This window comes from Methanohalobium evestigatum Z-7303, assembly GCF_000196655.1.
Taxonomy (GTDB): Archaea; Halobacteriota; Methanosarcinia; order Methanosarcinales; family Methanosarcinaceae; genus Methanohalobium; species Methanohalobium evestigatum.
This window is the reverse complement of the sequence record NC_014253.1, coordinates 2,175,425-2,188,153: the sequence shown is the minus strand read 5'-3', so window position 1 is coordinate 2,188,153 and position 12,729 is coordinate 2,175,425. Positions and strand designations below refer to the sequence as shown.

The 12,729-nt window shown below is 38.7% G+C and carries 13 protein-coding genes and 1 tRNA gene; 13 read left to right on the top strand and 1 reads right to left on the bottom strand.

The genetic code is table 11. The annotated features are described in order from the left end of the window. The first annotated feature begins 81 nt into the window (after positions 1 to 81). From METEV_RS11030 to METEV_RS11020, 3 genes are all read left to right on the top strand, one after another. On the top strand, positions 82 to 756 hold the full coding sequence (locus tag METEV_RS11030; protein WP_013195594.1) for a winged helix-turn-helix domain-containing protein/riboflavin kinase: 675 nt from the start codon (positions 82 to 84) through the stop codon (positions 754 to 756). An 11-nt stretch (positions 757 to 767) separates the two neighbouring features. Next, entirely contained in the window at positions 768 to 1,484 is a 717-nt protein-coding gene (ribB, locus tag METEV_RS11025) for a 3,4-dihydroxy-2-butanone-4-phosphate synthase (protein ID WP_013195593.1), read from the top strand. A gap of 58 nt (positions 1,485 to 1,542) precedes the next feature. After that, positions 1,543 to 1,617, top strand: a tRNA-Pro gene (locus METEV_RS11020). Here METEV_RS11020 and METEV_RS11015 read toward each other — a convergent pair. After that, positions 1,618 to 2,601 (bottom strand): DUF3179 domain-containing protein, encoded by a 984-nt coding sequence (locus tag METEV_RS11015; RefSeq protein ID WP_013195592.1) that lies wholly within the window; start codon positions 2,599 to 2,601, stop codon positions 1,618 to 1,620. It abuts the tRNA gene before it with no gap. A 167-nt stretch (positions 2,602 to 2,768) separates the two neighbouring features. On the opposite strand from METEV_RS11015, the gene METEV_RS11010 reads away from it, so the two are divergent. The 10 genes from METEV_RS11010 (at position 2,769) to METEV_RS10965 (ending at position 12,652) form a co-directional block, all read left to right on the top strand. Further along, a complete protein-coding gene (locus tag METEV_RS11010; protein WP_013195591.1) occupies positions 2,769 to 3,089 on the top strand; it encodes a Rieske (2Fe-2S) protein in 321 nt (106 codons plus the stop codon). Then, positions 3,089 to 3,346 carry a glutaredoxin family protein gene (locus METEV_RS11005; RefSeq protein ID WP_013195590.1) on the top strand — a complete coding sequence of 86 codons (258 nt, stop codon included), beginning with the start codon at positions 3,089 to 3,091 and terminating at the stop codon, positions 3,344 to 3,346. The genes METEV_RS11010 and METEV_RS11005 overlap by 1 nt, the downstream gene beginning before the upstream one ends. 12 nt (positions 3,347 to 3,358) lie before the next feature. Continuing rightward, complete coding sequence (locus METEV_RS11000; RefSeq protein ID WP_013195589.1) at positions 3,359 to 3,724, top strand: ferredoxin-thioredoxin reductase catalytic domain-containing protein; 366 nt, start codon at positions 3,359 to 3,361, stop codon at positions 3,722 to 3,724. A 67-nt stretch (positions 3,725 to 3,791) separates the two neighbouring features. Then, complete coding sequence (locus METEV_RS10995; protein ID WP_049891309.1) at positions 3,792 to 4,709, top strand: ABC transporter ATP-binding protein; 918 nt, start codon at positions 3,792 to 3,794, stop codon at positions 4,707 to 4,709. A 4-nt stretch (positions 4,710 to 4,713) separates the two neighbouring features. Beyond that, positions 4,714 to 5,505, top strand: a complete 792-nt coding sequence (locus METEV_RS10990; RefSeq protein WP_013195587.1) for an ABC transporter permease — start codon at positions 4,714 to 4,716, stop codon at positions 5,503 to 5,505. A gap of 126 nt (positions 5,506 to 5,631) precedes the next feature. Continuing rightward, a complete protein-coding gene (gene wrbA / locus METEV_RS10985; RefSeq protein WP_013195586.1) occupies positions 5,632 to 6,243 on the top strand; it encodes an NAD(P)H:quinone oxidoreductase in 612 nt (203 codons plus the stop codon). Between the two features lie 224 nt (positions 6,244 to 6,467). Further along, positions 6,468 to 9,131 (top strand): DNA mismatch repair protein MutS, encoded by a 2,664-nt coding sequence (gene mutS / locus METEV_RS10980; protein WP_013195585.1) that lies wholly within the window; start codon positions 6,468 to 6,470, stop codon positions 9,129 to 9,131. Positions 9,132 to 9,134: 3 nt separating this feature from the next. After that, entirely contained in the window at positions 9,135 to 11,015 is a 1,881-nt protein-coding gene (gene mutL, locus METEV_RS10975) for a DNA mismatch repair endonuclease MutL (protein ID WP_013195584.1), read from the top strand. 39 nt (positions 11,016 to 11,054) lie between these two features. Further along, on the top strand, positions 11,055 to 12,071 hold the full coding sequence (locus tag METEV_RS10970) for a cobalt-precorrin-5B (C(1))-methyltransferase (protein ID WP_013195583.1): 1,017 nt from the start codon (positions 11,055 to 11,057) through the stop codon (positions 12,069 to 12,071). Further along, positions 12,068 to 12,652, top strand: a complete 585-nt coding sequence (locus tag METEV_RS10965) for a cobalt-precorrin-7 (C(5))-methyltransferase (RefSeq protein ID WP_013195582.1) — start codon at positions 12,068 to 12,070, stop codon at positions 12,650 to 12,652. Before METEV_RS10970 ends, METEV_RS10965 begins: the two co-directional genes overlap by 4 nt. Positions 12,653 to 12,729: the final 77 nt, after the last annotated feature.

Genomic DNA, 12,729 nt, shown 5'->3' with positions numbered 1-12,729 from the left:
TTCCAGTCAAAACATTTATTATCTTCTGCCTCATATATGAGACGGTTACAACTCAAATATGAGTCGACAGGTGGTTTATTAATGCCCTGTTCTATTGAATCTCTTAAAAAACTTGCACTATTGGGTGCTGTTGATGAATGCATAAAGATATCATCCAGTGAATTTACAGAGCATATATCTTCAAGTTCCAAGACCGCAGCAAGGATACTTAAAAAACTGGATGATGAAAATCTCATCAACAGAGAAATTGTACAGGACGGACAATTGATAACAGTTACAGAACAGGGTTTAAAAAAACTTCGTGATGAATACGCAGATTATCTGAGGATTTTTGAAAAAGAAGGTGACATAGAACTATATGGTTATGTAGTCAATGGACTGGGGGAAGGGAAATACTACATCAACCTTGATGGATACAAAAAACAGTTTGAAAACAAGTTAAACTTTACGCCATATCCGGGAACACTGAATGTGTGTCTGGCAAATTATAGCAAACATACACGTGAAAAACTTGAAGAATTACCAGCAACCCAGATAAACGGCTTTACTGATGGTGAAAGAACGTTTGGGAGTGGTAAATGTTACAAAGCCATAATTGAAGATATTGAATGTGCCATAATCCTGCCGTCACGTTCTCATTATCCAAGCGACCTGCTGGAAATTATTGCATCTGTTAACCTGCGTAAAAAACTCAACCTGAACGATGGGGATGATGTAAAAATCCTGTTAAAACAAAACAATCACAAATATCCATGAGAGTAATAAAAATGAATTCATCCAATAACCAGAATGAAACTGTCAGAAAAGTTATAGATGCCGCAAAAAACGGGCAGATGTTTCTACTGTATGATTCAGAAGGACGGGAAGGTGAAACTGACCTAACGGTACCTGCTACATCAATAACTCCAGCAGATGTTAAATGGATGCGAAAAGATGGAGGAGGGCTTATTTGTACAGCCATCGATTTTCGTGCTTCTAACAATTTTGGGCTCCCTTTTATGGCAGATGTCCTCAAAGAAGCATCCAGAACAAACAATTCTCTCAAGTCAATTGTTGAGCAAAGCGGTGATCTTGAATATGATACACGGTCATCCTTTTCATTGTGGGTAAATCATAGGGATACTCGTACAGGAATACCTGACAACGACCGTTCATTAACTATTAATAAACTTGGGGAAGCTGTTCAAAAAACAATTAATGGTGAAGATTTTGATTTTGGAGCTGAATTCAGGTCTCCTGGACATGTTGCAATCCTTAAAGCTGCAGAAGGAGAAGTCAATAAAAGAATGGGTCAGACCGAACTTTCAATAGCCATCGCAAATATGTCTGGTATAACCCCTGCAATGGTCGTCTGCGAAATGCTTGATGACAACAACGGGAAAGCACTATCCAAAGACGATGCAATGGAATACGCCAGAAAGCACAATCTGGTTTTTGTAGAAGGTAAAGATATACTGGAAGCATACAGGTCATGGAATTTTTAAATAAAATGGTGAAAAGTATATTAATATCCTCGACTATTGTATGCTACCCCATACCTGAGGGGCCGTAGGGTAGCCTGGACCATCCTTCAAGGCTGGGGGTCTTGTGACCGGAGTTCAAATCTCCGCGGCCCCATCATTTTGAATATAGGGCAGTTTCTGGATGAAAAGCATACCACGCAAACCAGAATGTTCTTACTTTGATGATTTTCTCACCCGTATCCAGATTGGTTACACTTACTATTCCTGTATCATTGCGTTCAATTTCAATATCAGTTCCACTGACATTGTCACTGATTGTACCCTGATTCTTTAAATCATCTTCTTGATACGCTTTGAAACTGTCATTTACTTTAATACCAAAAACAACGGTCTTTGGATGGATCCTGTTATCCCTGTTTTCTACAGGAAACAACAGCGAACTATCATTATAATAACCTGTGTACGGGTCTTCTCCGTAGGGACGCCTGGCTCCTGTATCCCGGCTCAATACCTGAGAATCCGGGTGTGATCTCTTCCAGTCTCCCCAGTAAACGGTATCTATTGATATAGGGGTTAATTCCTCACCTGTCAATTCCCCTACTATAGCCTGCCCTGTAAGCTGTGCCCAGTATGTATCGGTTTTTCTGTCATACATAACCAGATTGGAGTTATAAAGTTTACCAGATGTTCCAAATTCTACCTCATCTCCCTGTACCTTTCTTTCAAAAGCAAGAGTTGAACCACATAATGGACAATAAGTTATCAAAACCGGTTGATTGTTTATATTATCATTGACTATCTCATGCCAGACCATAATCTGCAAGGGATAAACCTGCTTTTTGCCATTATAGTTGAGAGCCATCACAAGTTCGTCATCGCTTAGATATCTGTCAGCCTCATCAACTGTGTTGTACGTTGGACTGTCTATCGATGGGATTCCATCTTTACCAGGTCCTCCAGAAACCAGTTTATCAGGATGAACAAGGTATTTTTGTCCATCATCTGTAAGCTCAATTCCCTGAGCAGTTTCCTCTTCTGTTAAATTATTTGTTTGAGAAGGATTGCTGACACATCCAGATATGAATATAAACGTTAAAAAGGATAGCAATACAATTAGTTTAACGTTGTTTAAGTGCATATACTCCCACCATTAGTAAGTATGAATGTATCTAATTCATGTCACTAAAAACTAACCCCAATAGAAGTGCTAAGTTATCAGGTTGGAAGGAAAAGTTAATATTATTTGATGTTAATTATTAAGAAAGGGAGAAATATATTGCTTTTAATCTTTTCAGGGGGAATTAGATAACTGAATCTTGGGTTTTTGCAATTGATGAAAGCAGTTTACAGGATAATAGTTTAAAAGGTATCAAATTAGAAGGCAACCTTATACTTCTTGTAAAAATAGACAGAGAAATCTATGCACTATCAAATAAATGCGCACACATGGAATGCCTGCTGTCAAAAGGTTCTCTTGAAGGGTATACAGTAAAATGTCCTTGTCATGACTGGAAATTTGATGTAAGAACCGGTGAATTTGTTACTGCAAATGAAATAAAAATTCCAACTTACCAGACAAAAATATCAGAAGGAAGCATATACGTAAATCTTGAAGAGGGGAGATAATGGAAAAAGTGTTCATGTATACGCTCAGCACATGTCCGTGGTGTAAAAAAACTAAGAAGTTTTTTGAAAAAAGAAAAATTCCTTATGATTATGTTGACATCGACAAATTAAAAGACGAAAACGAAAAAGAAAGGATAATTGAGGAAATGAAACGTGAAGCGGGAAGTACAGCCACTCCATTTGTTATAATCGGGGACGAGGTTATTATCGGATATAAACCGAAAAAATATGCTGAATTACTGGGTATTGAAGAATAAAAGGGTTATAATATGTCTTCCGAAGCACGAACTGAAAGAAGAAAAAATAAACTGAGAGAATTATTCACCAGAGTAGTAGACCCGCTGGGATACAAATTCAGCCCTGATGAAGAACTTGTTGATTTCCTGCTTGAACAGGAAGTTATGACTGAAAGGGAAAAGGGTGCTCCTTATTGTCCATGTCAGGCACTTCCAGGAAACCGTGAAGAGGATATGAAACTTGTATGCCCCTGCATACCCTTTAACAGAAAACACTTTGATATAATGAAACGCTGCTGGTGTGGGCTTTTTGTTCATAAGGATGTTACAGACCCTGATAAGCTTGAACAGATTTCTCCAAAAGAACTGGAAAAAATGGAAAAAGAAACATCTGAATAACTTGCATGTCAATATTCCCTTTTCATTTCATCTGCATCTTAAAGTTAATGTTTAAGAATCCAAGGTGGTGGATTTCATAGCTCCAGTTATTGTTGCTCAAAACCTGCAAAAGAAATTCGGAGAACTTGTTGCTGTTGATGGCATAAATTTTACAGTGGAGAAAAGCGAAGTTTTCGGATTTCTGGGACCAAACGGTGCAGGTAAAACCACTGCCATGAGGATGATACAGTGTGTTTCACCCAAGGATGATGGTAAACTTGAAGTATTCGGGATGGATGTAAACACACATCAAAAAGAAATAAAAAAAAACATAGGCGTTGTCCCACAGGAAAACAACCTTGACCCTGATTTTACTGTATATGAAAACCTATTTGTTTATTCTCGATATTTTGACATTCCAAAAAAGGAAAGTAAAGAACGTGTCAATAGTTTACTTGAATTTGTGCAACTGGAAGAGAAAAAAGACGTAATGACTTACATGTTATCAGGCGGAATGAAAAGACGTCTAATACTGGCAAGAGCTCTTGTTAACAACCCGAGTTTACTGATACTGGATGAACCTACAGTGGGTCTTGACCCTCAGGCAAGGCATCTATTATGGGAAAAAATCAGGGGTTTAAAAAAGCAAAATGTAACAATTGTACTTACTACCCATTATCTGGAAGAAGCAGCGTATCTATGTGATAGACTGGTTATCATGGATTACGGACAAATTCTGATTGAAGGAGACCCTGATGATATAGTTAAAAAATATATAGGTTCTGATGTAGTTGAAGTAGACAACACAAAGCCTGTTATATCCTGTCTGAATAAAACCGATATCAATTATGAAACCCTTGATAGTACTGTACAAATATATACAAATGAGCCTAAAGATATCTCAGACCGACTAATGAAGGAGTGTGAATTCGAAAAAATAACAGTCCGTTCAGCTACACTTGAAGACGTTTTTTTAAAACTTACAGGCAGGAAACTGAGAGAGTGAACTTATGTCGATTATGTCCTATTTTAAACTACCGAGTTTAAGTTACAGGGTTTTTAAAGTCTGGCTTCGGAACAAGGACGTCTTTATGACTACTCTAAAAGTTAACCTGCTCCCACCACTACTTAGTCCACTACTGTATTTATTCGCTATTGGTCTTGGACTTGGAACCTATATAAACAACATAGAAGGGGTTTCGTATATTGAATTCATTGCACCGGCAATGATAGCGGTATCCATGATGTATGCTTCTTTTTTTGAATGTACGTTCGGTTCATATGTCAGAATGTACTATCAAAAAACCTTCGATGCCATTATAGCAACTCCATTGACCATAGAAGAAGTGATCACCGGTGAAATGTTGTGGGGTGCTACCAGAAGTACAATTAACGCTACACTTGTAGTGATAATTGTCAGTATAATGGGTCTGGCTGAGTATCCTCATTCACTGTTAATTATACCTTTTTCATTTATTTCAGGTTTCCTTTTTGCATGTCTTGGAATGTGTTTTACTGCTATTTCTCCGAATATAAACACACTCACTTACCCGTCTATACTTTTTATAACCCCCATGTTCCTTTTCAGCGGTACGTTTTTCCCACTTTCACTTTTACCCCAGATTCTTCAATATCTTGCATATGCAATTCTTCCTTTAACGCATATTGTAATGATTATAAGGTCATTGACTACCGGTTCATTAGACATCATTATGCTGGGAAATTTTATATGGATAGCCGCAGCTTCACTAATTCTTTTTGTGCTGTCTGTAAATCTCATGAAAAAAAGGCTTATTGTATGATTAAGGTACAAAACACCTAATTTATATTTTAAAACACTACAAATTGCCAAAATTATATGTGTAAAGCAAATCAACCATTGTAGACGTATAAAAGTCGTATTGCTTTTGGAGGGGGAGTAAAATCCAATGAAGATTAATATTATATTTCACAGTTTATTCGGGCATATCTACCAGTTGGCTGAAGCTGTTGCTGAAGGTGCCAGAGAAGTTGAAGGTTCAGATGTAAATATCTATCAGGTTGAAGAAACGCTTTCAGATGAAGTATTGGAAAAGAAAGGAGCTCTTGAATCAAAGGAAACTTTTTCCCACATTCCGACTGCTACACTGGACACACTGACAGAGGCCGATGGCCTAATATTTGGCACTCCAACACGTTTTGGTATGATGACCGCTCAGATGCGGACATTATTTGATGCCACCGGTAAATTATGGGCAAATGGAGACCTCATAGGCAAAGTAGGGAGTGTTTTTACATCCAGTGCTACCCAACATGGCGGTCAGGAATCAACAATCCTCAATTTCCATACCACACTGTTGCATCATGGAATGATCATTGTCGGATTGCCTTATTCAGAAAGCAGACAGATGACCCTTGATGAAATTACAGGTGGCAGTCCTTATGGTGCTTCAACAATCGCATCACCTGATGGAAGCCGACAGCCAAGCAAAAATGAGCTTGATATAGCCCATTTTCAGGGAAAACATGTAGCAGAAATTACAAAAAAACTGGTAGAATAATTCACCTAAGACCCCGTTATAGGGGGTCTGTATTCCTGTTTTCGAATAAACAGCTCACCAGTATTTTTAAATAACTTCAGCCGGACATTTGTTTTCAACGAGCAATCCATCCTTACTGTAACCCAACATTCCTGATTCTTAATTTTTATAAATGTCTGGGAAAAGAAATATATTTACTTGTTATAGATAATACTTGAAAACCAATTTTGTCTGCGGAGTTTAAAATGAGCAAGCAAACACCTGCTATGCAACAATATTATGAAATGAAGAAAAAATACAGTGATGCGTTATTATTTTTCAGAATGGGCGATTTCTACGAATGTTTTGATGAAGATGCTAAAACTGTTTCTGAAGAACTTGAAATCACATTAACAAACCGTAACGGAAATAAAAAAGGTGAAAAAAGACCTCTTGCAGGTATCCCATACCATGCTGTTGATAATTATTTACCAAGACTTATTAAAAAAGGATACAAAGTAGCAATCTGTGAACAACTGGAAGATCCAAGAGAAGCCAAGGGTGTTGTTAAACGGGGAGTTGTAAGGGTTGTCACACCGGGAACAGCTATCGATTCTACTATGTTTACAGATGCTGCTAACAATTACCTGATGGCTATTTCTGAAAAGAATAACGAGTTTGGGTTATCGTTTTTAGATGTTTCCACTGGAGAATTCCTCACCACACAATTATCCGATGAACCACCATATGACCGAATTGCAAGTGAAATTGCCCGGATGAGACCCGCAGAATGTATTCTTCCACCCTATCTATATAATAATTCAGAAATTGCACAGCTTCTGAAGGACATGAAAATAACCCTTCATGAATATGACTCCAGCGCTTTTGAGACAAATACAGCAAGGTTACAATTACTTCAACATTTTAATGTGTCCACTCTTAAAGGTATGGGGTGCGATGACCTGACACTTGCGATTTCAGCATCTGGGGCAACACTTCAATACACTCTTGAAACCCAGATGAGGGAACTTGGACATGTACATACGTTAAAGAGTTATTCAGATTCGGATTTCATGGTTCTGGATTCCATAACCCTGAGAAACCTGGAGGTCATCAAAAGTGTACGCGGTGAAGGTAATGATGCCACTATTCTCAAAGTCCTTGATGACACAAAAACACCCATGGGGGGCAGATTACTACAAAAATGGCTTGTAAAACCCCTGATCTCAATAGATAAAATTAACCGACGCCTTGATGCGGTTCAGAATTTAAAAGAAGAAACCCTTGTACGTTTCGACCTGAGGTCATACCTGTCCTATGTAAAGGATGTAGAACGCCTGATTGGGCGCATTGTTTATGGAAATTCCAACGCCAGAGACCTTGTTGCTCTTAAAAAGTCACTGGAAGTTGTACCCGATATCATTGGATGCCTTAAGGAATGTGACCAGTCAGATATCCTGAAAGAAATACATAACGAGCTTTCATCATTTACGGAACTGGGAGATATAACAGAACTGATTGAAAAGGGAATTACAGATGAACCTCCCGCAACTGTAAGGGAAGGAGGACTTATTAAACCGGGCTACAGTGAAGAACTGGACGAACTCAAGGATATGTCCAGACACTCCAAAGAATGGATTGCCTCATTCCAGAAACAGGAAAGGGAAAGAACAGGCATAAATTCGTTAAAGGTTGGATACAACAAGGTTTTTGGATACTATATAGAGGTTACAAAACCCAACATAAAATACGTACCGGATGATTATATCCGGAAGCAGACAATGGCAAACGCTGAACGTTTCTATACACCGGAATTGAAAGAACGCGAGAATATGATTATATCAGCCGATGAAAAAATCGTATCTCTTGAGTATAACCTGTTTACCGATATAAATTCAAAAGTGGCATCACATTCAAAGAACCTGCAACGTACTGCAACGCTTATTGGAAAACTGGATGTACTGGCAAACCTTGCCGAAATTGCTGTTAATAACAACTACGTAAGACCTGAAGTTACAGATGACTGTGACATCACCATACGCGAAGGTCGTCATCCAGTGGTCGAAAACAAAGTAGACAGTGGGTTTGTTGCAAATGATTGTGAGATGAACTGTACTGATAATCAATTTTTATTGATTACAGGTCCCAATATGGCGGGTAAATCCACTTATATGCGCCAGAATTCACTGATTACTATAATGGCACAGGCAGGTTCTTTTGTTCCTGCCTCTTATGCATCCATCGGAATTGTGGACAGGGTGTTTACAAGAGTTGGTGCTTTTGATGACCTTGCAAGTGGACAGAGTACATTTATGGTGGAGATGGTTGAACTTGCCAATATTTTGAATAATGCAACTCCTAAAAGCCTTGTTCTACTTGATGAAATAGGCAGAGGTACTAGCACATTTGATGGATACAGCATCGCAAAAGCTGTTGTGGAATACATCCATAAAAAAGACGGTGTTGGCGTAAGATCGCTTTTTGCTACTCATTATCACCAGCTTACAGACCTTGAAAACAAACTCAAAAGAGTCAGCAACTATCACATCGCAGTCAAAGAAGAGGGTGACAACCTTGTATTTCTGAGGAAAATTGTACCCGGTGCAACTGATAAAAGTTATGGAATACAGGTTGCACGTTATGCAGGCGTTCCTAAAAAAGTAACCAGTAGAGCCAGAGAAATATTAAAAGATATTGAAAAGAATGCATCTATAGGTGATGAAGACAACAAAAAGGATAAGAAGAAAAAATATACACAACTGGTTTTTTTCGACCCCGACCAGTCTCAAAAGCAGAATGATAAAGAAGATGAACGACATCCTGTTGTTAATGAACTTAAAGACCTAAACACCAATGAATTAACACCGATAGATGCATTGAACAAGTTAAACGAGCTCCAAAATAAAATAGAATCCAATGGAGAAAAATAAGAAATGGATAATTCCAGAATACATATCCTTGATGACAGTACAATAAATAAAATTGCGGCGGGAGAAGTGATTGAACGTCCCGCATCTGTTGTTAAAGAATTAATAGAAAACTCAATAGATGCCGGTGCTACAGAAATAAAGATAGACGTCAAAGAAGGGGGAGCTAAAAAAATCACTGTCTCTGACAACGGTACTGGTATGAGCTATGATGATGTTCGCCTTGCTTTTACAAAACACGCCACCAGCAAAATATGGAAACTTGAAGACCTGTATTCAACAACTACACTGGGTTTTAGGGGTGAAGCACTATCATCCATTGCTTCGGTCTCAAAAGTTGAAATGATAACCAGACAAAAGGACGACCTTGCAGGTACAATGATAGTCGTCCAGCCTGAAGGGATAAATGACGTTTCAGAAATTGGTGCATCAGCCGGTACATCTGTGAATGTTTATGACCTTTTCTATAACACCCCTGCACGCAGAAAATATCTCAAAAGCAAAAGAACTGAACTTGCCCACATTACAGATACTGTTTCGAAACAGGCACTTGGAAACATCAACGTATCATTTACACTTACAAGCAATGGAAGAAATGTACTACATACTCCATCATCTGGCAACCTGTTTGATAACATCGTTCATGTTTACGGACGTGATGTGGCAAGGTCGATGATACCTGTCGACCATGAATCTGAACTTATCAGGGTGTCAGGATATATTTCAAAACCCGAATTTACAAGAAGTGGTACTGATTTCCAGTCCTTTTTTATAAACAACCGCAGTGTGTCATCCAGAGCCATCAGCAACGCATTAAGGACAGGATATTATACCCTATTGCCTAAAGGTCGATATCCTGCTGCAGTCCTAAACATCCAGATTAACCCTGAAGAGGTGGATATTAATGTGCACCCAAGAAAAAGCCATGTAAGGCTTAGCCATGAACAGGACATCATGGATGCTATATCCGAATCCGTTAAAACAGCTCTTGGACAGGCTGAACTTATCCCAAGTGTCAATAAGAAGGAAAATGATAAAAGTCAGGAAACTTCTGTACAGCTTAATATCAAAGAAGTTGGTAATAAAAGTCAAGTCAGCAAGGATAATATAATCCGGGAAAAACCTGCAGAATATAAAACATCTAAAACTGGCGAAAAAAAACATCTAAAATCTGCCACTAACGTTTCATCAATAAAGGACACTGAAAAACGGCTGAAACGCTCTGAAAGACTGACTACTGCAGAAAACGAAAATAAAGAATCTCAAATACCCAAGCAATCATCGGGTATTCAACTTCAATCTGAATCCAGTAACATTAAAGTATTGGGGCAGGTGGATGAATTATATATTGTTGCTGAGATGGATTCTAGACTGGTACTTATAGACCAGCACGCTGCTCACGAGCGTATAATGTATGAGCACATTCGCAACTCGAAAAATCCTGACTGGCAGGAGCTCATTTCACCCATAACCCTTGAGTTGAGTATTAAGGAAAAAGTTCTGATGGAAGAATATATACCTTATCTGGAAGAATTCGGATTTGCTATATCCGAGTTTGGACCCAGCACCTACATTATCACTTCTGTACCTGTTATTTTCGGCAACATAGAAAAACCCGATACCTTACATGACATGATTTCTGAAATTCTGTCTGCCGGCAGGATAAAAAATGATGTTGGCATTTATGATTATATGTGTAAAACCATAGCCTGCAGAAGTGCTATCAAAGCAGGTCATATTTGCAATACAGAACAAATGGAAAATCTGATTGTACAGCTTAAAAATACCCAGAATCCCTATACCTGCCCGCATGGACGTCCCACTATGCTATCATTTACAAGGGATGAATTGTACAGGATGTTTAAACGAACAGGTGAAAACAGTTAAATCGCTATATTTATAATCCAATATTTCGAATGTTCAGCAATGATTGACCCGGTAAACAACACAAAAATTCCAGATGAATGGATAGAACGTGCCAGTATCCCCCGTGAAGAACTGATCGAGAGTATAAAAAACGGTATGATTGTCGTGTTAAGTGATGGTTCAATACTGAAAAGAGGATATACAACAGGTACTACAGCAGCTATCGCTGCAAAGGCAGCTGTTCTGTCACTAAGAAAAGATATTGATTCAGTTACAGTTCCCACTCCTGTAGGACTTAGAGCCCGGATGGAAGTCGATGCCCATCATGGTCATTCTGTTGTTTCAAAACTTAACAACGACCATGAATCCGATATCACAAGAGGTATAGAATTTGAAGCGTATGCTATGGAATCCGATGAAACATCCATATTTGCAGGAGAAGGGATTGGTACTGTTATACAGGACGGTCTCCAGATTAAAAAAGGGAATCCAGCAATTAACCCCCGACCCATGCAGCAGATACAGGATTCCGTTTGTGAAGCGGTTGAAGAACTGGGAATCAATGGTGTCAGGGTAAAAATATCACTACCAAGAGGTGCAGATGTCGCAAGAAACACCCTCAATGATAGGATTGGTATCACAGGTGGCATATCTATACTGGGTAGCACCGGATTTGTTGAACCCTGGAGTGACCATCTGGGTGAAATGAAGGAAGATTTACTCAAGACCGCTTCGAAAGTAGTCATTACAACCGGTCGTATAGGGGTAAGATATTCCACTATGCTATTTCCGGATCATACAGTGGTACTTTTTGGAAGTAGAATTTCAGAAGGGCTTGAAGTCGCAACTGGTGACGTCATAATCTGTGGATTACCGGGACTCATCCTTAAATGGGGAGATCCCGATATATTAACTGGGAGTGGATACTCAACAGTTTCAGAACTTGTGGAAAAAGAACCCGAAGGAACCCGGTTGCAGGAAGCCTTTGAAAAAACTATTAAAAAAGCAGAAGGTGCAAGAGTAGTTATTGTTAACAGAGAAGGTGAAATTATAAAAGACAGCGAGGGAGACAAATGATTATAGTGGGTGTAGGTGTCGGTCCCGGTATGCTGACAGAAGAAGCTATTGAAGCTATAAAAAATGCCCCTGTTGTATATGGTTCAAAGCGTGCTATTGAAACTGCTGAAAAATACATAACCGGAAAAGCCAATAAAATTAGAGATTACAAAAACCTTCATCTTCTTCCAGATGATGCTGTTGTTCTTTCAACAGGTGACCCTCTTTTTTCAGGACTGGGAAAATATGCCAGCAAAAATGATAGGATAATTCCGGGTATATCGTCCCTTCATCTGGCATGCGCACGGCTTGGTGTCAATATGACAGAGCTTGCCGCAATTACTGCCCATGGTAGAGGGGGAAATCATTCAAAACATCTTCTTGTACAGGAATTAAAACTTGGAAAAAATGTACTTTTGCTCCCTGATGCATCTTTTGGACCAAATGAAGTTGCAAAAGTTCTTCATGAATTTGATATAAATGCAGATATTTATACCTGTGAAGAGCTGGGTTATCCGAATGAACGTATAACTGGTGGCAACAGGACCAACCCACCTGAAGTACAATCCAAACTCTATTGCATAATGATTGTACAAAAATAATTATTTTTTATATTATTATTACCCATTTGGATAATATTTATTACCAGAAAAAAAGTGTTTAAATAAAGGTTGAAGCC